Raw genomic sequence first — 21,860 nt, 5'->3', positions numbered from 1 at the left:
CTAATGGTAAAAATGGATATGGTAAAAGAAATACGACTTAGCGATGATGAGCTAGATTCTGAAATGGAAGATTGGGAAGAGGATTTTGATGATGAAGATGATGATGTGGATTTCAATGGATATGATGATGATGACTACGAAAATCCAGATTCTGAATATGAGGAATAAATATGCTAAAAATCGCTGCCTTGCAACACAGCTTCAAAGGCGATAGAGAGCGCACGCTAGAATATATCGCTACACAAATACAAACCATAGCACACAATAAAAGCGCGCAACTCATTGTTTTGCAAGAATTGCATTCACGCGAATACTTCTGCCAGAGTGAAAACACAAAGTTTTTTGATTATGGCGATACATATCATGATGATATAGTATTTTTTTCGCAACTAGCTAAGCGATATGGTGTTGTGATTGTCTCTTCACTTTTTGAGAAGCGATCTTTTGGGCTATATCATAATACAGCAGTGGTGTTTGAGACAAATGGCGAGATCGCTGGAATCTACCGCAAAATGCATATACCCGATGATCCGAGCTTTTATGAGAAATTTTACTTTACGCCCGGAGATTTGGGATTTGAGCCGATCCAAACAAGTGTAGGCAAGCTTGGCGTGCTTATCTGCTGGGATCAGTGGTTTCCTGAAGCCGCAAGGATTATGGCTCTCAAAGGCGCGCAGATTCTCATCTATCCGACAGCAATCGGCTGGACTCCTAGCGATAGTGATGATGAAAAACAACGTCAGCTTCAAGCATGGATAACTATCCAAAGATCACACAGCATAGCCAATGGCATTCCTGTAATAGCACTCAATCGTGTCGGATTTGAGGCGGATTTAAGCGGGGTTGGCGAAGGTATAGATTTTTGGGGACATAGCTTTGTGTGTGGCGCACAGGGTGAGTTTCTAGCCAATACCAATACAACTGAAACAAATATGCTTTGTGAGATTGATTTGGCTCGTAGCGAGGAAGTGCGCAGAATCTGGCCCTTTTTGCGAGATAGGAGGATTGAAAGCTATACTGACATACTCAAACGATTTTGCGATACTACCACTTAGCTCAAAATAAGCCAAAATATAACGACAAAAACCAAAAAAGGAGCCTTATGGAATCTATCACACAATCAAAATCATCTCTTACCAAATCACCCAAAAAATCACCTTCTACAAAATCATCGCCTACCAAAAAATTCTTATTTATTCTAGGCATTGTGTTTATCTGTTTTTGTATCGCGTTTCTTAGCCTCAATCAAATCTCCAAAACTCGCATATCACAAGCTCACATTCAGCTTTTGCAAATAGATTCTAAAGCAGAATCTAAAGCCACAAAACAATCTAATAAAAGCCCAAATATAAGCTTTTCTTATCAAGCTAAATTGATTTTTTCTGACAATCTTTTTCGCTTCCAAAATAATTTTTCAAACATAGAGATTGTAAATATTTCGTGGAATCAGAATCTAGATTCTGCGCATTTTCGCGATATTTATCTTGATGGAAGGATATTGCATTTCACCTCACCGCAACAAATCCAAGATAACAGAATCCAAGATAATAAAGCCAAGCACACACCCGATGATACAATCCAAAATAACACAACCCAAACCCCTATAATATTAGGCACACTTAGCTATAAGACACATTTTCTTATAAGCTTTTTTTGGACAATGTGCTTGTATTTTGTTGTGATTATTTTCTTATGGTTTGCTGGATTGCAGTTATTTAAATTAAGTCAAAACTTTAGGCAGAATCTGCCTCAGAAGCTTGTAACTAGCGCCCCCCCCCGCTAGAGAAAAAGGATATATACTTTCTTATTGGCGCATTTTTGCTGTGCGCTTTTGTGTGTGGATTTACTTTTTGGCTTGGATTTCCGGGGTATCACATCATCGGAGACACTTATTATTCCATCGCTCTTATCAAATCAAATTGGCATCCTGTATTTATCTCTTATGTTTTGCAATTTCTCTATATTATTTTTGGCAAGCATTTGTATTATCTATTTTTGTTTAATCTCATTCCTTTTTATTGTGGGATATTTTTCCTTATGGCAGGGTTTTATCTACGATTCAAAGCCCCGATACTTGCGATCGCACTTATTTTGATAAGTGGTATTGGCAATATATATTTTCAAAATTTCGTGCAATACCATAGCTTTTCGCTACCTATGATGTTATTTTGTATGTATAGTATGATTTTGTTTCTCTTACTTGTCAATCTCCGCTCAAAAGCCCTTACAACAGCATTATGGATATGTGTTTTTATCATTATGTTTTTTGCACTTTTGTGGCGACATAATGCGATTTTTAGTGTATTTCCGGCGTTTTTTGTGATTTGCTATATCTATCTGCAAGGACGAGATTTAAGCCATAAAGCCTTTGTCAAAAAGTATATCGCCCTTCTTTGTGCGAGCGCGATACTTGCTTTAAGCATTGTAATCATTATCCCTAAGCTCCTCTCACACGGAGTAGCCTATCCTACAAATCCCACATTTTTGCACCAAATAGCTGGGGCTTGCGTGAGCGCAAATAATGAGAGTTGCTTTAAGCCTGAATGGTATATGCCAAACAAAACCTTTGAAGATGTCAAAAATGCCTACCAAAAATATCCAACCAGCGCCGATGTGCTCAATGTGCCTTGGTGGAATGAAAATGAACGTGTGTTTAAGCATGAGCGCCTCAAAGGACTCCACACAATGTGGATTCAAGCAATCCTTAAATATCCCAAAAACTTCCTCCACCATGAATTGCGATTTATCAAAGCGATGTGGATACAAAATCCAGGCTGGATATTTAATGCTCAAGGTCTCCAAGATAAAGGCTCTCATCCTTGGCATGCACAAATAGTGCAGGACTTTCCAGAAAACGAAAAAAATATTACACTCTCGCCATTACAAGAGAGAATCTATTCTGCGCTTTATGCAAATCTTCCGCGATTTAATCATATCTATGGCGTAAGCATGGGGACTATTTTATTGCTTATTTCTAGTATTTTGCTCTGTTTGAAGCGCTTTCGTAATGCCTTGCTTGTATTTACTTTTAGCGTGAGTTTTGCAAGCTTTTTTAGCGCACTCTTTATAGCGTTATTTACCCCAGTAAATGAGACGCGTTATATGTCTTTGGTTTTGCCTTTAAGCATTGTTGCTTTGCTTGGATTTATCGCGTTTTTATACACGATGAGGACAGAAAAAGTGAGAAGCTAGATTCTAAAATCTAATTTATAGAGAATCTAAATCCTCTCTTTTTACCACATTTCAGGGAGTTTGAAATTTTTAGCCTGCAAACCTACAATGAACGCTTAATGTTACGCTTTTTTGTGTTTTTGCTTGTCTAAAATTTCTACACAACCCTAAAATCTGCTAAAAATAGAGGATTTTTTACACGCTCACTTGTGTTTGCATAGATTCTACTAGAATCTATCATTTTTTTTTGTCATTGCGAAGCCCTTTAGGGCTGTGGCAATCTATTTTGACTAGATTGCTTCGTCCTATCGTCCTCGCAATGATGGAGTAGGCTTGTCATTGCGAGCGAGGCAGAAGCTAAGTGTGGCAATCTTAAGAATCCACTTTTTTATTTCCAGATTCTGGATTACCGCACCCTTCTTAGTCGCTCACGACGACAACACAGATTCTAGATTCTATCTTTATTTCTCAAAAATTATTTTAATTGCAATCGCATTTAAGCCAAAAAAGAATATAATACTTAATCTCAAAATAAAGGATGCATTATGCGTGCATTTAGAGCGATTCATCTGCTGTTACTTGGCGGGATCATTGGCATTGAGTTATTTTTAGGCATTGTCGTGGCAAAGGCTATTTTTTATCCGAGCGAGGCTGTGAGTCTTGATATATTTCAAAGCGGACTTATCATGGGCGTAATTTTTTATAAATTTGGCTGGGTTTTGGTCGCTATCACTTTGCTAAATGCGATATATGAGGTGCTTGCCAAAAGCACCCCAAAGATGAAGTATTCAAAAATCATTCTTTCGTGTATCATTTTCATACTTGCTCTTGTTTTTCATTTTTACTTCACAGCCTATATTTTAGACGCTCAAGCCATGGGTGCAGAAGCCATAGCAAGCCAAAAATTTACAATGATGCATAAGGCAAGCGAATGGACGATGAAACTTCTTTGTATAGCGCAGTTGGTGCTTTTTTTCTTGAATTTCGCACCACAAAAATGCAATAAATAACCACCCTAATCCATATAATCCACATAAAGATTTCTTTGTGTGGAATCCAAAATAGACAAATTTTTAGATTTTTTGGTTACAATTTGGATTCACTTTTAGTTTTAAGGAGAATAATATGCCTCATTCTAGCACTCAGCAAGAATTTGATATTCAATCCGATCTCCTCCTTCAAACTCCAAAAATGGCGCGTGTCGTGCTTTTGAATGATAATTACACTACAATGGATTTTGTGATTGAGATTTTGCAGACTATCTTTGCAAAAAGCCACAATGAAGCGGTGAAAATCACCCTTGATGTGCATAAAACAGGACGAGGGACTTGCGGAATCTACCCCTATGACATAGCCGAGATAAAAATCCAAGAAACCATTAACGCCGCGCAAAAAGCACAATTTCCGCTTAAAGTGTATTCAGAATCTATCGAATGAGAATCTCATTAAAAATGAAAAATTAAAAAACTAAATCAAAAATAAGCGATATAAAATGATTAGCCAAACATTCACAAGTATCATCAACCGCTCTGTCGAGATTGCAAGAGAATACAGACATGAATATCTAACAATCGAGCACATTTTCTTAAGCCTACTTGAGCACCCGATGGCAAAGGAGTTTTTAGAAAATTGTGGTGCAAATATCGCGCAGCTCGAACATCTCACAAAACAATACATCATCAAATATATTCCGACAAATAGTGAAATCTCGCTTCCAAAGCAAACCCTAGCACTTGATAGGGTATTTTCACTCATGATTCATCATGCTGACTCTTCAGGGGCGAAAAACATCGAATTTTGGGATTTTTTGGTGTTTGCACTTGAGGAGAAAGAAAGCTACCTTGCCAAACTCCTCAAAGCCTCAACTATCGCCAAACTTGATATTTTACAAAACATTCCAAGCGAAACAAAACAAACCCAAAAAACAGCCCCAAAAGGTGGCTTATTAGCGCAATTTTCCAAAGATCTCACCGCACTTGCAAAAGAAGGAAAAATCGATCCGCTCATCGGGCGAGATAGCGAGATTGAGCGGGTATGTGAGATTTTGTGTCGGCGCAAAAAAAACAACCCTATCTTGCTAGGAGAGCCTGGCGTTGGCAAAACCGCGATTGTCGAAGGATTAGCACTTGCAATCACGCAGCAAAAAGTCCCGCCAAAGCTTCAAAATGCCAAAATCTATGCGCTTGATCTTGGCGCACTCATCGCCGGAAGCAAGTATCGTGGCGACTTTGAAAAACGACTCAAAACAATCCTCAAAGAAATCGAAGAGATTGAAGAATCTATAATTTTTATCGATGAGATTCACACTTTAGTCGGAGCGGGCGCGACTTCAGGAAGCAGTATGGACGCCTCAAACCTCCTCAAACCAGCACTTGCAAATGGATCGATAAGATGTATCGGCGCGAGCACATTTAGCGAATACAAAGCCACTTTTGACAAAGACAAAGCCCTGCAAAGAAGATTTAGCACGATTAACATCAAAGAACCAAGCCTAGAGACTTGCTTGCATATCCTAAAAGCCCTCAAACCCTTGTATGAAAAGTATCATAATGTCGTGTATGATGATTTGGCGATTGAGACTTGTCTCGATTTGGCAAATCGCTATATTAATGATAAATTTTTGCCAGATAAAGCAATCGATCTTATGGACGAAGTCGGGGCAAATTTCGCACTCAAATCACCCCAAAACAACACATCATCAAAAGAGCAAAACATCATCACAAAAGACTATATAGAGCACATTGTTGCTAGAATCTATCATATTCCAAAATCTCAAGTCAATTCTGATGAGAGGGCTTTACTCAAAAGCCTAGAATCCAAACTTAAATCGCGGATTTTCGCACAAGATGAAGCGATCTCAAAAGTCGTCAAAGCCATAAAAATCGCCAAAACCAACCTCAAAGAATTGCACCACCCAATCGGAAGCTTTTTGTTTAGCGGTCCTAGTGGTGTGGGCAAAACAGAGCTTGCCAAAGAGCTTGCAAATAGTCTTGGTATGAGCTTTGTGCGGTTTGATATGAGCGAATACTCCCAACCTCACAGCGTAGCCACTCTCATAGGCGCACCTGCGGGCTATGTAGGCTATGAAAATGGCGGAATCTTAGTTGATAAAATCCGCAAAAATCCGCATTGCGTGCTTGTGCTTGATGAGATAGAAAAAGCCCATAGCGATATTTATAATATTTTATTGCAGGTTATGGATAATGCGACTTTAACTGACAATATGGGAAATGTCGCACGATTTAATAATGTAATCCTCATTCTCACTTCAAATGTCGGAAGCAAAGAAAGTAGCACCATAGGCTTTGCCAAAGATGAGTCATTGCGTAGAGATAATGCGCTCAAAGACATCTTTAGTCCGGAGTTTCGAGGGCGACTTGATAGTATTATTCAATTCAATCCATTAGGCAAAAACGAATTCAAACTCATCGCCAAAAAAATTATAAACGATCTCAATGCTGATCTAGCCAAACGAAAAATCAAGCTCACGCTAAATTCTCGTGCGCTCAATCAAATCGCCTCACATTGCTTTGAAAGCGCGCTTGGCGCAAGAGAGATAAAAAAGCTCATCGATAGCGAGATAAAAACAAAACTTAGCGATCTTATCATTGAAGGCAAGCTCGATAATGGCGGCGAGATTTTGATAAAATATAGTAGTAAAGGTTTTACACTTACGCAAAAATCCTAGAGTTTAGATTCTAATTTACATAGAATCTAAACTCTAACTTTTAAGCGATTTGAGCTGCGAGTTTGTTTTTCGCTTCGTCAATGAACTATAAGTTCTATTTCCTCGCTCAAAACTTCACAATCTATCAAACCCTTGCAAACCCTTGCAAACCCTTGCAAACCCTTGCAAACCCTTGCAAACTCATCTTAAAATCTAGAATTTCTTAATGCTCTTTTTGTGTTTGCATAGAATCTAAAAGTGGATTTTATAGATTGCCACGCAAAATTTGAAAATTTTGCTCGCAATTGAGGGGACGTGTTTGTCATTGCAAGACACAAAGCAACGAAGCAAAAGAGAATCTAGATTTGCTCTACAACTAGATTCTGGTAAATTCAATATTCCAAACTCAAGCAAAATCCAAACAACTTAAGTGATATTCAAGTTTAAGTATATTAAGATAGTAGCTTTGTCTTAAGACAAATTCAAAGCCCAAAGGACACAGATGTTTCAAACAACCACATACGCGCAAGCAAAGCAAGATGGAGAAATCACACAAGAGTTTTTGGTCTATCCACAAGAATCTGTGCTTGTCAAAGCCTCTGGTATAAAAAAGCTTGATAATGTCGCTAATAATGCCATTAAGGGGGGGGGGGCAAGGAAATAAGATTCTAGAAAACAAAGTTCTAGAACATAAGATTCAAAACAATACAACTACAGAAAACGCAACCACAAATCAGCCTTATGCAGATACCAAAATGTTAGGCAAAAATCCAAATTTCGCTGATATTTTCGGAAATATTCATTATTTTTTTCGTCCATATACCCACGAGACGCTAGAGTGCAAAGTCAGAACCTTGCCTCATGCCTATGCTTATACAAATGATGAAAGCGTATGGACAAAGAGCAAAAAAGCGTTGATTTCTTACTCATCTTTTCGTCATCCACTAGATCCTACCACTCAAAGCAAAGATTTATATCGAGGCAAATTAGCCGCTTTAAACTTTCGTTTAAGTCGTCTCAAAAAATGGCTCAAATTCTACAAAGATGCGCTATTTTGCAAGCAAAAAGAGTGCTCTATCGCAATATTGCATCGATGCACTGAAGATGGATATGGACACTTTATTCGCGATGTTATGGGTGGATTCTACCAGCTTAAGCTTGCTAATATCACACCTGATTTTTATGTCCTTCCGCTTAATACCCCATTTCAAGCGCAAATGTATGAGCTTCTTAAGATCCCAAAAGAGCGCATTATCCCCACAAGCTCAAAGCAACTCCTCCACGCCAAAGAACTCATTATCCATACACCAATATCTGATTATGAGATCATCGAATACCGCCAATATATGCACTTCCGTTCATTTATCTTGCCTCTGTATATCTATGATATGTATGAGAGCCTATTCCCAAATCTCGCGCAAATCCCTGCAGAAAAAAAGCTTTTCCTCACGCGCCCAGCTGCTTCTAATCGCAATATAGAAAACCTCCATGAAGTAGAGGAGATTTTTGAGAGCTTTGGATATGAGATTATTTTGCCTGATGCTCTAAGTCTCAAAGAGCAAATGCAGTTTTTTGCTTCCGCAAAGATTATCGCAAGTATGCATGGCTCTGGGCTTAATAACGCGTTGTTTGCCAAAAAAGGCATCAAGGTGCTTGAGATATTTTCTCAATATTATCATGACTGCAATCCACAATTCACACTTCTTGCAAGACAATGCGATTATCACTATATCGTAGGGCAAACGCGTGATATTTCCATGCACCCACAGCAAGAAAATGTCTATCTTCCGCCACATAAGCTTAAAAGGGCATTGCAGATTCTAGAATCTACTCCCGAGTCAATGTAAAAGGCGCAATAATAAGCACAAAATCACTAAAGAATCTACCACAAATAAGTGGATTCTTTTTATAGATTGCCACGACTTCCTAGCGGAAGTCTCGCAATGACAAACCTGCCCCCTCAATTGCGAGCAAGGTTTATCCTTGCGTGGCAATCCATAAAAATCCACTTTTAGATTCTAAATTCTATGCCAACACAAAAGGGCGCAAGAAATTCTCTATTTTTAGCTTATTTTTGTAGTTTTGAAAGCTTTGGCACAAGATAAAACCAAATGAGTCGCACTTTGCGTGCGTTGTCAAATAACACAAGACAAGCCAAACAAAACAATCTGCAAAAAGAGAGGATTTAGATTCTGATGAAAATAAAAATCTAGAATCTTTTAGGTTAGTAATCATTCTTGATTATGCCTCTGCATAAACCCCTCTGAAAAATTCAACGACTTGTTTATACATCTGCTCGGTTTTGGTGATTGTGGATTCTAGGGTGTAGTTTTGTGCGGATTTGGCATAGAGGCTTGAGGATTTTGCTCGCTCATCTCCATGCTCTATCCAATAGCTGATTTTCTCACTCAAATCATCACTATCGCCGGCTTTAAAAAGCGAGCGAGCATCAAGTGCGAACTGATTTGTCGCAGAGATTTTAGAATCCGAAATGATTGGTACAATGCCACAGCTTATCGCCTCTAGGCAAGCGATCGCCTCGCCCTCGACATCAGCAGCGTGGATATAGATATGCGTGGCGTGCAAGACTTTGAGTAGCTCATCAGGCGTTACAAACCCAAAATCCACTTCATTTGGCAAGATTTTAGCTTGTCTTTTGAGGCTAGATTCTAGCGGTCCTATGCCTTTTAGGTGGAGTTTGATTTTGTCTTTGTAGGGGTTTTTGGCGATTGCTTTAATGATGAGGTCTTGTCGCTTTTCTTTGGAATAACGTCCAACCATAGTAATATGGATAAATCCATCATCTTTTGGCGGTGTAGAAGCGGGCTTAAATCGCGGATCAAATCCATTAGAAATCACAAATTTTTCGCCCTTAAATTTCGCCTTTTCTAGCTCGTTTTTGATAAGGGCTGAAGGGCAGTGGATATGAAAGACTTGATGATAAAAGCGCACTTTAAAAAGCCAAAAAATAAAGCGATTAAGAAAGGCTAGATTCTGCAAAGAGATATTATAAGTGATATGTTCAGGCTGAAGGTGAAATGCGGCAAGATAGGGGATTTTCATCTCTTTTGCGACTTTGAGTGCGACTTGCTCAAGCTGAAATGGCAAATACAAATGCACGATGTCTGCTCCGCTAAATGCCTCTCTTAGCACATTTTTATCAGGCTTTCCAAAAATCATATGCTGCTTGTGAGAAATCTCTGTAACAAGCGGAATATATCGCTCTTTGAGCGCAAAAAAATCACTACCCTTGACATAAGGCGCGACCACGCGCACAGTATGCCCGCGCGCTTTGAGTGCTTCATAGAATCTCGCAGCAGTCATTGAAGTGCCATTGCTTTTGTCAGCAAAACTATCGACAACAAGCACGATTGTCATTTATATTTCCTTGCCTTCTTTGAGTTTGAGTTTGAAAAGCTTTTTGTCAAACACAACAATATAAAACAAGCCATCAAAAATTTTTATATCCAAAATAAAGCCCTCAACTTTGATCTCGCATTTACGCATATCGTTTTGCAAGGTTTTTGCTTTGAAGATGACTTTTTGGTTTGTCTCAATGGGAGCTAGGTATTTGACATCTGCGCCGATGATGATTGAGTGTTTTTTATTGATCGCACAAAGTGCCGCAAAACTCGCTGCTGAATGGATAAATCCAGTATGTGTGATACCAGAATCTACCTCCATATCCTCGTGCGTTGTGAGGATAATCTCGGCTTTATCTTTTTGCAAGGACGCAATATCGCCACAATAATTTGAATTGATCTTTAAGCCAACGACTCTATCATCAGCAGAATGTCTAATGAAACCTTCTTCTTCGTCCATTATTTTCTCCTTACTTTGAAATACGCTCTTTTTGGCGGTGGATAGCCCTCGATTGTTTTGCCACTAGAATCCAAAAACGACTCAAGGCTTAGAGAATCTATCCATGGTGTTTTTCTTTGCTCGTTTGTTGTAGTCGGGATAATGCCTAATAGCTTTACATCACAAAACCCACATCGCTCAAACCAGCCCTCAATAGCTTTAATCGATGGGATCAAATAAACATTACGCATTTTAGCATAAGTTTGCGTGGGGCAAAGCGCAATCTCAAGATCTGATTCAAAAATAAGTGTATCCAAAATCAAGATTCCATTCCGTCTAAGCGCGCTTGCAAGTGATTTGAGTGTGGCAAATACATCAGTGCGATGATAGAGCACCCCTAAGCAAAAAATCACATCAAATGCTTCTTTGAATGCTTTAGATTCTAGATCTTGCACGCCCAAAAGCTCATAACGCAAAGGCAAATCTAAGAAGTGATTGATGAAGTGGAATTGACAATAGCATAAGGCACTTGGATCAAATCCTGTGATACTTTTTGGCGATTGTGTATGTATAGCAAACATATAAAATCCATTATTGCACCCCACATCGGCGATATTGGCGTTTTCTAGGTTTAGAAATGGACTTAAAAAATCCCATTTGATAAAGCTCTGCCATTCGCTATCAATATAAAGCTCATCGATATAAAAAGGTCCTTTTCGCCATGATTTAAGCTGTGTGGCTAGGGTATAGATTTTGTGTTGTGTCTCTGGTGTTTGGTTTTTGGGAAGTGAGATGTGGATACCTTTGTCATAGATAAACTGCCCTGCGCCTTTTTTGATAAAAGTATCCATTTGTGTGATTTGTTGCCATAATGGAGCAATGTTTTTAGATTGCAAAATCTTCAAAATAACCCCTAAAAAAGTGTCGGATCTGGGATTGGCTTTTGTTGATTTAGGATAAATTGCAAGCCCTCAAGCCCTATACCAAAAATAAGCCCAAAATTATACGCATGGCTTCGCAAAAGATGAGGAAGCTCATTGGCGACATTATATTGTATGGATTCTAGCTTTTTACCTATGCGCGCTTCATACAGATCATAGAGATCAAGATTTTGCTCTTGGAGAATCTTTGGGACCAAAAACAGCACCTTGCCCCATTTGGCGTGCTTATGAAAGATAAGCGCGTATCGCAAAAATATCTCTTTGTCATTTGTAGGGATAGCCACATGCGGACTTTGCCCAAATGGTAGGATTTTGGCTTCTTGATTGAGCGAGAGTGGCAAGAGAGAGGAAATCACTTCAAAATTATTAAGATTAAATTCAATATTTGCATTGACGCACATCTCAATCACCGCCCCAAGATCTGGCAAAAACACTTCAGGCAATGGAGTCTGATATAAATTAAGCTTGTAGTAGAATTTAGGCTCAAATAACGAAGAAGGATTGCTTATATCAAATGGTAGCTTTTCTAGGATCACGCAAGGGGTGTATTCAAGCACAAAATCAAGCAGAGTTTGGTTTTTGATGATGATTTTTGTTGGGTGCTTTTTTTCAAGCAATTCCAAAAGTTTAGAGGGATTGTCATCAAAGAGTGCAGTATCATCAGAAGTGATGATATTTTGGGCGATTGCGTATTGATAGGCATTAACATAAAAAACTTGAATGTTTTCACTCAAAAGCTTGTATCGCGTGAGGCGAATGATTGAATCCTCTATCGAAGCGACTTTGATCCATGCGATTTCGCCATCTTCCATTTGCACAAAGCTATCAAACACAATACCAAACGCACCGGCTTTTATCGCGGCATTGATTTCATTTGGATTTTTGGCAAAAAATAAAAATCCGCGTTTGACATCTTCAAGCTTTGTTGCAAACCCGCTAAATGACCCTATCGCTGGAGAATTTATCGATGTGCCACATATAATTTCTACGGCTTCTTTGATTTTCACTAGCTTACTTTGCTCCCATTTTGATGTTTTTTGTCTATCCTTAGGAGAGATAGTCCATATTCATCTTTGCTAGCAAGTATCATTCCATAGCTGTATTGACCCATGATTTTTGCGGGCTTGAGATTAGCTATCACACAAACTTGTGTGTGCAAAAGCTCTTGTGGTGTGTAAAATTGCGCGATTCCAGAGAGAATAGTTCGAGATTCTCTCTCGCCTAGATCAATTTGGAGCTTTAAGAGTTTGGTAGATTTTGGCACAGGCTCTGCGCTTAGAATCTCACCTACACGAATGTCAATCTTGCTAAAATCCGCTATATCAATAAGTGCGATACCATCAAAAGTGTTTGCAAGAGTGTTTGCAGTCGTATTTGTAGTCGCGCTTGCGTGCGCTTTGGATTCTGTGGATTTGGATTCTTCAGATTCTGCTATTTTAGATTCCATTATTTTAGATTTTGGTGCGCTAGAATCTACATTATTTTGGGATTCTAAAGTGTGAGATTCTGGGATTAGGAGTGCTTCTATTTTTGGAAAAAGCGGAGGGATTTTTTGCAAAGACAAAGCAAAAAGAGATTGCGCATTTTGAATGAGTGCATTATAGAGCTTTGGCGAGATAGTCTGCCCAAATGCAAGTGCTATATTTTTGGCGGTTTGAGGCATGATAGGATAGAGACAAAGGCTAGCTTTAAGCAAGAGATTTGCATTGAGTGCCAAAAGCGCGTTGATTTCTTTGATTTTGCCAAGCTTATAAAGATTCCAAGGCTCATATTTTGTGATACTTGCATTACCCAAACTTAGAGCTTTCCAAATATCTTGTATATAGAGATTGATTTGCATAGAATCCATTTTGATGTGGATAGATTGAAAAATCTCATTAATATGCTTTGATTCTAGCGGATAAATGCTCTCAAAATCGCTTGATTCTATGGTGAGTTGTGTGTATTTTTCGCTCATACCAAGCAAGCGATTAAGCAGATTGCCAAGCTCATTGCCAAGCTCGCTATTAATGCGCTCAACCAAGCCTTTTTGGCTGAAGTCGCCATCTTGCCCAAATGACGCCTCACGCAAAAGATAATACCGCAATGCCTCTATGCCATAGGCATCAGCAAATTCTTTTGGATTAATCACATTGCCGATACTTTTACTCATTTTTTGTCCATCGCGCATCCACCAGCCATGCGCGTAAATATGCTTTGGTAATGGGAGATTAAGACTCATCAAAAACGCAGGCCAATACACTGCATGAAAGCGTAAAATATCCTTTCCTACAATATGTGTGGCGTTTTGCCAATACTCCATTTTCCAATTTGTGCTGTTTTTTTCGCCATTAAATCCAAGCGCACTCAAATAATTAAACAACGCATCAAGCCATACATACGCGATATGTTTTTTATCGCTTTTGCCATTGCTAAGGATATGTCTAAGTGGCACACCCCATTCAAAGCTTGTGCGCGATATGGAGAGATCAGTAAGCCCGCTTTGGATAAATGCGATCACTTCGTTTTTTTTGTGCTGTGGAAGGATAATGTTTTCATTTTCTCCATACCATTGCAATAGGCGATCTTGATAGCGACTAAGTGCGAAAAAGTAGCTCTCTTCTTTGATTTTACTAAGTGGCTTATTTCCAGCACAATCAGGGCATATACCATCTTTGACATTTGTAAAAAAGCTCTCACAACTCACGCAATAATCGCCCTCATATTCGCCCAGATAAATATCTCCATTCTCACACATCACCTCAAAAACCTTAGCCACCGCGTCTTTGTGATAAGAATCTGTCGTGCGGATAAAATAATCATAGTCAATGCCAAAATAATCCCAAAGATTGCGAAATACTTGGCTGATTTCATCAGTATAGGCTTGCGGTGATTTGCCTTTGGCTTTTGCGGATTGCTCGATTTTTTGTCCGTGCTCATCTGTGCCTGTAAGCAAAAACACTTCTTGATTATGAAGCCATTTATATTTTTTCAGCATATCAGCGATGATTGTCGTATAAGCATGCCCGATATGCGGAATATCATTGACATAATAAATAGGCGTAGAAATAAATGCTTTCATAATGATCCTTTATGGTGGTGTGTGTTAAGAATCTTAAACAGAATCCTTAGAAAATAGAATTCATAAAAGAGAATCCATAAAAAAATTGCGAGATTATAAAAAAATTTGGCTTAAGGATTCTACAATTTTTAAATTCTGCGATTTAGGATTCTTTGGGGTTTGGTTTTTGTGTCGGCTTTGTTGTAGATTCTATTGTAGATTCTGTGTTGTGTGTATTATCGTGCTTATCATCGTGCCTGTCATCTTGCTTGCTATCGTGATTTGCTTGATTTTGCGCGAGATTAGCAGGATTAGCAGAATCTATTTGTGTAGAATCTATGGAGGATTGCATAGATTGTGCTTGAGGTTGCGCTTTGGATTCTGTGGATTTTGTTTTAGATTCTATGGTGTGGCTTTTTGAGATAGAGAGTGCCGCAGAAGCGATTTCTTTTAGGGATTTTATGCTGAAAGCTATATCATTAAGGATAGAAGTCGCCTCTGCTGGAGTGATTTTGCACTCTTTGAGTAATTCTTGCACATCATCAATGGAGTGTTTATCTTTGGTTTTGAGTGATTTTTTGAGCTTTTTTATTTCGTGCTGAAATTCATCAGCAGGCAGATTTCGCATCGCATTGAGCTGGGAGATTGTATGGGCGAGCAAAAATTTAATATTTAAGCATTGCTCTTTGAGGAATGGATTATTTGAGTGGGTATTGTTGATGAGATTTGATTTGATGATTTTAAGATTCTTTGTCGCTTCAGCCAAATCGCGTGAGGCTTTTTGGAGCTCGCCAATCTCTTCGCCAAATATTACATCATCATAGCTTGCGCGCAAATGCGTTGAAAAATCAATAATTGCATTAAAGATATTTTTGATTTTTTTGGTATAAAGCTCTTCAAGATCCTCATCGCTAATGGAGACTTGGTTTTTGGAGAGTTGCTCTTTTGTAAGTGTAGAATCTAGAATCTGCTTTTTATCACAGCCAATGATTGTGCTAAGAATGAGGATTGTATTATCAAATAAATGCGTAAGCTCCTCTTGCAAGGCTTCTTTGGCGGTATTTTGATAGGGGATAAGATTGAGATCAAGGTATTGTGGCTTATCAGAGTCATTTTGTGAGCTTGTAATAAATGAGTTCAAAAATTTCTCAAACACAGGAATAAAAGGCGAGATAAGCAAAACTGCGATGATATTGTAGCTTGTGTGAAAAAGCGCGATTTTTATCGCATAATCATCTTCTGCAAAGCCAAATAATGACGCGAGTAATTCGACAATTTCTTTGAAAACAGGAAGAAAGATAATACACACCACCGCGATGATGAAATTAAAAATTGTATTGCCAACAGCAAGTCTTTTGCCATCTACACTTGATGAGATTGAGGCAATGAGTGCTGTTACCACGCCTCCGACATTTGTGCCTATCACAAGTGCGAGCGCGTCATTATAGCTTATGCTTTGGGCGTTGAGTGCTAGGATAATAATTGTAAGCGTAGCAAAGCTTGATTGCACGATTGAAGTGATGAGGATTCCGGTAAAAAAGAAAATAGCAAAAGTAATGGCTTTATTAAATCCAATGGCATTGAGGCTAAAGGCATTGCTATATCCTTCAAAGCCGGTTTTGATATATGAAATACCTAAGAAAAAAAACCCAATGCCCGCCAAAATATAGCCAAGCGATTTGAGATTTTTGTTTTTGGCAAAAAGAAGCAAAACCCCCAAAGTGATAAGTGGCAATCCTAGTGCGGAGACATTGATTTTGACGCCAATTCCAGCGATGATCCAGCCGCTTGTCGTTGAGCCGATATTTGCGCCAAATACAATCCCCAAAGCCTGCCCCAAGCTCACAAGCGAGGCAGAGAGAAATGAGAGCGTGAGAATGGTAACTAATGATGAGCTTTGCATAATAGCAGTTGTGATAAGTCCAAAGAAAATGCTTTTGACTCGCGTATTTGAGAGCTTTTTTAGCACGCGCTCAAGAAATCCACCGCTAAACCCGCGGAATCCATCTTCTAAAAAAAGCATACCTAATAAAAAAATCGCAAGTCCAGAGAGCACATTTTGGGCGACTTGATTCTGTCCCATCAAAATAATCCCCGCGATAGACAAAAACGCAAGGATTGACATTTTGTAATAAGTATAGAGTTCTGTTTTGAATTTTTTAAACATATTTCCCCTTTTTGCTTTGTGCTGTGATTTTATTGATGTTTTATTCGCATAAGAGAATCTAAAATGACTTCTTTATCGCTAAAGTGAATGGTCGTGTCTTTAAAAATTTGCGTGCATTCATCGCCTTTGCCAAGCACAAGCAAAATCTCATCACTTGTAAGATTAGTAATAGCATTATGAATGCTTTTTTTTCTATCAATATCACAGAAAATGGATTTATCCGCAGAATTAGGAATGCCCTCCAAAATATCATCAATAATGCTTTGTGGATCTTCACTTCGCGGATTATCGCTTGTGATGTAGATTTTGCGTGCGTATTGATAAGCACAAGCTCCCATTTCTTTGCGCTTGCTTTTGTCTCTATCTCCTCCTGCGCCAAATACAACGACAATGGGCTTTGATTTGAAGCTTTCAAAAATCTGTTGCATTCCGTCTTTGGTGTGCGCAAAGTCAATAATAATAAGTGGATTTTGGCTAATAATCTCCATTCGCCCCTCTACGCCCTCAAATCGTGCGAGAATCTGCGCGAGATGATTAATTGGTGTATCGGGCAAAATGGCTTTGAGCGTGGTAAGTGCGGCTAAAAGATTGTAGAGATTATGCAAGCCATAGAGTTTAGATTCTAGCCAAAAACACTTCTCATCAAAGCAAATCTTAGCGCTCATGCGTGGATTAAATGTATAATCAAGCACTTTGAGATTCGCAGGCTTTGTGATGCCATAAGTGTAGGCGTTTTTGGGATTGAAGTGCGCGTTACTTTCATCGGCATTGATGATTTTTAGATTCCCATCAACAAAGAATGAATTTTTGACTCGGATATATTCGCTTAGGGTTTTGTGATAGTCAAGATGATCGCTTGTGATGTTTGTAAGGACTTTGGCTACAAATTTAAGCCCAGCGATCCGCTCTTGATGCAAGGCGTGAGAGCTTACTTCCATAACGATAAACTCACAATCACTCGCCATATCCATATCCGCATAAAGCTCCAAAACACAAGGTGTTGTAAGCCCTTTTGGCTTGATTTGGACTTTGTTTTTAAACATTCCTCTTGTGCCTAAAAGTGCGGCTGTGTAGCCCATTTCAAGCAGTGCAAAATATATCAATGTCGCTGTGGTTGTTTTGCCATTGGTGCCGGTTATGCCGATTATTTTGGGAATGCGCGTAAAAATATGGTTTAGATTCTGCGCGTCAATGAAAGCTGTGTGCTGTGGCATAAATTGCGCGTTAGTTTTGGTTTTGACAAAAAGCGTTTCAGAATCTAGCTCACGCGAATCATCGCTCAAAAACGCATATCTCTTGCCCTCATACTCAAAATGTTTGTTGAGTTTCATTGTTTGTTTCTTTTGTGTTTTGAGGGCTTTAGAGGCGTTTTTTGCTTATTGTGCGCATCTTGCATAATCGATAAAATCGACTGATCGTAGCTGATTTGGGGCATATCCTCGATGTATGAGAGCGCGATATGCTCAAATCCATTGGCAATCAAATCTTTGAGGAATTGATAAAAATCATCGCGCGCGGTAAAGATGATTTTGGTGCTAAAGATGAGATTTTCAAACACTTCTTTGAAGCTTTTTTCCTCGCACATTTTGTGGAAGTCTTTATACGCGATACCATTGAATCGTTCAGATTCTAGATTCTCTTCTTTTTCTACGATTTGCGAGATTTGATTGAGGTTTTCATCAAAAGAGCGCAAAATATCAAGCATTTGCTTTTGGACATTAAGCTTTTCTTTTCGCGTTGAATGCGATATAAGGATATGATAAAGCTCGGTAAAAACCTCTGCTTTTTTGGGAAAATCACTCGCAATATCAGCGATCAAAACGCCGATTTTTGCCTCCAAATCCATAGAATCCAAATCAAGTGCTTGGCAAAAAAGCTTCATTGCAAGAGTGTATTTTCTACTACTGAGTGCTTCAAAGCCTTTTTTGATATAGCTTCTTTTTTTGGGGTTATATGATTGGCATGAGGGGATTTTTTCTGCGATCATGCTTATCCTTTTTGTGTGATTTCTATAACTTCAATTTCAGGGTGTATATCATGCCGAATCTGCCTCTCTACGCCTAGCTTTAGTGTAGCAGAAGAGGCAGCGCACCCTTTGCATGCGCCCTCAAGTCGCACATATACTTTTGCGTCTTGGATTTTGATTAGGGTAATATCGCCATTATCACGCACAAGCATTGGTCGGACTTTTTCTATGGAATGCTTGACTGGCTCTAGTAATTCTTCGTCGCTAAAGGGTATCATTCTGGCATCTCTGTTTATTTTGATTGTAATCCAAAAATTTTAAGACAAATTTAAGACTAAAATCTAAAATCATCTAACACGATGGCTATTGTAATAAAAAATAGCAAATATTTATCTCTATATTGTCTCTACGCTCGCGTTTGGGCGCGATAAATGCGATATTGCCCTAACCAAATCCATCAAATCCAAAAGCAAATTTTAAGAAATATTTAGATTCTAGGGGGTATCACGCACTACTTCGTCATTGTGAAAAAATTTATAAGAATTTTCGTGGCAATCCATACTTTTTTATTATTATTTCTGGATTGCTTCGGCGGTTTCACCTCCTCGCAATGACAAAAAAATAGATTGCCACGCTTACGCTTAAGAATGACAAATCATTACAAGGCTTTATTATCGCCATGTAAGCATAAGCCAAAGAATCCATAAGAGTTTGGGTATTTTAAGTATTTTTGTATTATAATCTGCATTTTTATTTTAAGTTGGATTTGGATATATGATGAAAAAGGCTCACACGATACAAAACAATCACGCACAAAATGCTTGCCAAAGAGAAAATAAGCAGGCGCGCGTCGCACAAAATCAAGTGCAAAATCACGCACAAAACCAAGCAAAAACCTATCGTCCAAATGTCGCAGCCATTATCCTTTCATCGCATTATCCAAATGTGTGTGAGTTTTTTTTGGGCGAGCGGGAGGATATGAGCGGGGTTTGGCAGTTTCCTCAAGGCGGTATCGATGAGGGCGAGGAGCCAGCAGAGGCGTTGTTTCGCGAGCTTGAAGAAGAAATCGGCACAAATGAGATTGAGATTCTAGCGCAATACCCGCAATGGTTGAGCTATGATTTTCCGCCACATGTGCTTGAAAAAATGTATCCATTTTGCGGGCAGACGCAGTTGTATTTTTTGGTGCAGCTCAAGCCTCAAGCCCAAATCAATCTCAAAACACCTCATCAAGAGTTTGTGCGCTATGATTTTGTCAGATATGATGAGGTGCTAAGGCGGATAAATTATTTCAAAAAAGACATCTACACGAAGGTTTTACAATATTTTAAAGATGAGGGGTATTTCTGATGTTGATCGTTCAAAAATACGGCGGGACAAGTGTCGGGGATTGCGATAGGATTGATAATGTCGCTAATCGCGTGATTGACGCAAAGGGTGATAACGAAATGGTTGTAGTCGTCTCAGCGATGAGCGGGCAGACTGATACTTTGATTAACTACACGAAGTTTTTTAGCCCATTGCCAAACACGCGCGAAGTCGATATGGTCTTAAGCTCTGGTGAGCGCGTGAGTGCGGCACTTCTAGCTATCGCACTAGAATCTAAAGGCTACAAAGCGATTTCACTTAGTGGGGCAAAAGCTGGCATTATCACGGATTCTATCCATACAAAAGCGCGGATAGAAGACATTGATACGCGCTATATCAAATCGCTTCTCAAAGACGGCTATATCGTCGTTGTCGCGGGATTTCAAGGTGTGGATAAAAATGGCGAGGTAACAACTCTTGGCAGAGGTGGGAGCGATCTTTCAGCAGTGGCACTTGCAGGCGCGCTCAAGGCTGATTTGTGCGAGATTTATACAGATGTTGATGGCGTTTATACCACAGATCCAAGGATTGAGAAAAACGCCAAAAAAATCGACAAAATCAGCTATGATGAAATGCTTGAGCTTGCCTCAATGGGCGCAAAAGTGCTACTCAATCGATCAGTAGAACTCGCAAAAAAATGGAATGTAACTTTGGTTACACGTAGTTCTTTTACCCAAAAAGAAGGGACATTAATCACAACAGAGGAGAATATTTTGGAAAAACCAATCGTAAGTGGTATCGCGCTTGACAAAAACCAAGCAAGAGTCAGCATCGCAGATGTATCAGATCGCCCCGGAATCGCAGCAGAGATTTTTAGCACTCTTGCCAACGGCAATATCAATGTCGATATGATCGTCCAAACCATAGGACGAGATGGCAAAACAGATATAGATTTTACGATTCCACAAACTGAAATAGAGCAAACAAAGCTTATCCTCAAGCCATTTGAAAAAGATGTCGGATCGATTGAATATGATTGTGAAATCGCAAAGGTTTCAATCGTTGGCGTGGGTATGAAATCGCATTCAGGCGTTGCGAGTGTCGCATTCCAAACACTTGCCAAAGAAAATATCAATATTATGATGATTAGCACAAGTGAGATTAAAGTCTCGATGATTATAGAATCTAAATTTGCAGAAACTGCGGTGCGCGCACTCCATAGTGCATACAAACTCGATCAATGAATACGCTAGATTTTAGAGAATGGCTTTTGGATTCCATTCGTCAAGACTACAAAAAATGGACGCTTGATCGAAGTTGGCTTGAAGAAAACCGCAATCCATGGGCAGATACTGCGATTTATGCGATTCGGCATATCCTTAATGGCGGATCGCTTATCATCGCAACTGATGAGAAAAGGGCGTGGTTTGAAAGCTATGCACTCTCAAAATTTTTTCAATCAGGACAGAATCGCCCATTATTGCCTATTTTTAGCTTAAATAAGATTCTGCCACCAGATTTTGTGATCCACAAAAGCAATATCCAAAACATCTACAATATGCTTCATATCGCCTATAATAAATATATGTTTTGGTATATCGGGCAGGTTAATAATGATATAGCACATTTGTGTTTGGGGCAGGATTTTACTTTGGTGTGGAGCTTTGATGAGGGGATCAAAAATTCTTTTTATCTTAGAAGCAATGATCCGTTTTTAGACATCAAGATCATCGAAATGCTTGATTTGTTTGAAAAAGCGATTTATGCAGTGATTTTAGAGCAAGTTGTTTTGGAATAAA

The 21,860-nt window shown here is 39.0% G+C and carries 21 protein-coding genes; 12 read left to right on the top strand and 9 right to left on the bottom strand.

Going from position 1 to position 21,860, the window contains the following annotated elements:
• The first annotated feature begins 3 nt into the window (after positions 1–3).
• From DY109_RS11460 to DY109_RS05540, 9 genes are all read left to right on the top strand, one after another.
• Positions 4–168, top strand: coding sequence for a hypothetical protein (locus tag DY109_RS11460; RefSeq protein ID WP_023946047.1), 165 nt, complete (start codon positions 4–6; stop codon positions 166–168).
• A 2-nt stretch (positions 169–170) separates the two neighbouring features.
• Complete coding sequence (locus DY109_RS05570) at positions 171–1,055, top strand: carbon-nitrogen hydrolase (RefSeq protein ID WP_023946049.1); 885 nt, start codon at positions 171–173, stop codon at positions 1,053–1,055.
• 47 nt (positions 1,056–1,102) lie between these two features.
• A complete protein-coding gene (locus DY109_RS05565; protein WP_115737815.1) occupies positions 1,103–1,783 on the top strand; it encodes a hypothetical protein in 681 nt (226 codons plus the stop codon).
• Positions 1,784–1,818: 35 nt separating this feature from the next.
• Positions 1,819–3,192, top strand: coding sequence for a hypothetical protein (locus tag DY109_RS05560; protein ID WP_115737814.1), 1,374 nt, complete (start codon positions 1,819–1,821; stop codon positions 3,190–3,192).
• A gap of 524 nt (positions 3,193–3,716) precedes the next feature.
• Positions 3,717–4,181 carry a DUF4149 domain-containing protein gene (locus tag DY109_RS05555; RefSeq protein ID WP_023946053.1) on the top strand — a complete coding sequence of 155 codons (465 nt, stop codon included), beginning with the start codon at positions 3,717–3,719 and terminating at the stop codon, positions 4,179–4,181.
• A gap of 115 nt (positions 4,182–4,296) precedes the next feature.
• Complete coding sequence (locus DY109_RS05550) at positions 4,297–4,608, top strand: ATP-dependent Clp protease adaptor ClpS (RefSeq protein ID WP_023946055.1); 312 nt, start codon at positions 4,297–4,299, stop codon at positions 4,606–4,608.
• A 55-nt stretch (positions 4,609–4,663) separates the two neighbouring features.
• Positions 4,664–6,859 (top strand): AAA family ATPase, encoded by a 2,196-nt coding sequence (locus DY109_RS05545; RefSeq protein ID WP_023946057.1) that lies wholly within the window; start codon positions 4,664–4,666, stop codon positions 6,857–6,859.
• 481 nt (positions 6,860–7,340) lie between these two features.
• Entirely contained in the window at positions 7,341–7,502 is a 162-nt protein-coding gene (locus tag DY109_RS12015) for a hypothetical protein (protein WP_244916657.1), read from the top strand.
• A complete protein-coding gene (locus DY109_RS05540; RefSeq protein ID WP_244916656.1) occupies positions 7,459–8,685 on the top strand; it encodes a glycosyltransferase family 61 protein in 1,227 nt (408 codons plus the stop codon). The genes DY109_RS12015 and DY109_RS05540 overlap by 44 nt, the downstream gene beginning before the upstream one ends.
• Before the next feature lie 394 nt (positions 8,686–9,079).
• On the opposite strand, the gene DY109_RS05530 is transcribed toward DY109_RS05540, so the two are convergent.
• The 9 genes from DY109_RS05530 to DY109_RS05490 form a co-directional block, all read right to left on the bottom strand.
• Positions 9,080–10,216 carry a glycosyltransferase gene (locus DY109_RS05530; RefSeq protein WP_023946070.1) on the bottom strand — a complete coding sequence of 379 codons (1,137 nt, stop codon included), beginning with the start codon at positions 10,214–10,216 and terminating at the stop codon, positions 9,080–9,082.
• Positions 10,217–10,660, bottom strand: a complete 444-nt coding sequence (locus tag DY109_RS05525) for a hot dog fold protein HP0420 (RefSeq protein WP_023946072.1) — start codon at positions 10,658–10,660, stop codon at positions 10,217–10,219.
• A complete protein-coding gene (cmoB, locus tag DY109_RS05520; RefSeq protein WP_023946074.1) occupies positions 10,660–11,544 on the bottom strand; it encodes a tRNA 5-methoxyuridine(34)/uridine 5-oxyacetic acid(34) synthase CmoB in 885 nt (294 codons plus the stop codon). The genes DY109_RS05525 and cmoB overlap by 1 nt, the downstream gene beginning before the upstream one ends.
• 8 nt (positions 11,545–11,552) lie before the next feature.
• A complete protein-coding gene (locus DY109_RS05515) occupies positions 11,553–12,587 on the bottom strand; it encodes a hypothetical protein (RefSeq protein ID WP_023946076.1) in 1,035 nt (344 codons plus the stop codon).
• Entirely contained in the window at positions 12,587–14,641 is a 2,055-nt protein-coding gene (gene metG / locus DY109_RS05510; RefSeq protein ID WP_023946077.1) for a methionine--tRNA ligase, read from the bottom strand. The genes DY109_RS05515 and metG overlap by 1 nt, the downstream gene beginning before the upstream one ends.
• Positions 14,642–14,783: 142 nt before the next feature.
• On the bottom strand, positions 14,784–16,787 hold the full coding sequence (locus DY109_RS05505; RefSeq protein WP_023946079.1) for a Na/Pi cotransporter family protein: 2,004 nt from the start codon (positions 16,785–16,787) through the stop codon (positions 14,784–14,786).
• Positions 16,788–16,816: 29 nt separating this feature from the next.
• Complete coding sequence (locus DY109_RS05500) at positions 16,817–18,118, bottom strand: UDP-N-acetylmuramoyl-L-alanyl-D-glutamate--2,6-diaminopimelate ligase (RefSeq protein ID WP_023946081.1); 1,302 nt, start codon at positions 18,116–18,118, stop codon at positions 16,817–16,819.
• Positions 18,115–18,774: a hypothetical protein gene (locus DY109_RS05495; RefSeq protein ID WP_023946083.1), complete on the bottom strand. Its 660-nt coding sequence runs from the start codon at positions 18,772–18,774 to the stop codon at positions 18,115–18,117. The genes DY109_RS05500 and DY109_RS05495 overlap by 4 nt, the downstream gene beginning before the upstream one ends.
• Positions 18,775–18,776: 2 nt before the next feature.
• Positions 18,777–19,031: a NifU family protein gene (locus DY109_RS05490; protein WP_023946085.1), complete on the bottom strand. Its 255-nt coding sequence runs from the start codon at positions 19,029–19,031 to the stop codon at positions 18,777–18,779.
• Between the two features lie 499 nt (positions 19,032–19,530).
• Between DY109_RS05490 and DY109_RS05485 the strand changes: the two genes are divergently transcribed.
• From DY109_RS05485 to DY109_RS05475, 3 genes are read left to right on the top strand one after another with little or no spacing between them, the layout of a single operon-like run.
• Positions 19,531–20,103, top strand: a complete 573-nt coding sequence (locus DY109_RS05485; protein WP_023946089.1) for an RNA pyrophosphohydrolase — start codon at positions 19,531–19,533, stop codon at positions 20,101–20,103.
• Entirely contained in the window at positions 20,103–21,305 is a 1,203-nt protein-coding gene (locus DY109_RS05480) for an aspartate kinase (protein WP_023946090.1), read from the top strand. Before DY109_RS05485 ends, DY109_RS05480 begins: the two co-directional genes overlap by 1 nt.
• Entirely contained in the window at positions 21,302–21,859 is a 558-nt protein-coding gene (locus DY109_RS05475; protein WP_023946092.1) for a HobA family DNA replication regulator, read from the top strand. Before DY109_RS05480 ends, DY109_RS05475 begins: the two co-directional genes overlap by 4 nt.
• Position 21,860: the final 1 nt, after the last annotated feature.

It is taken from the genome of Helicobacter fennelliae (genome assembly GCF_900451005.1).
GTDB classification, from domain to species: Bacteria; Campylobacterota; Campylobacteria; order Campylobacterales; family Helicobacteraceae; genus Helicobacter_B; species Helicobacter_B fennelliae.
This window is presented reverse-complemented; position numbering and strand designations above follow the sequence as displayed.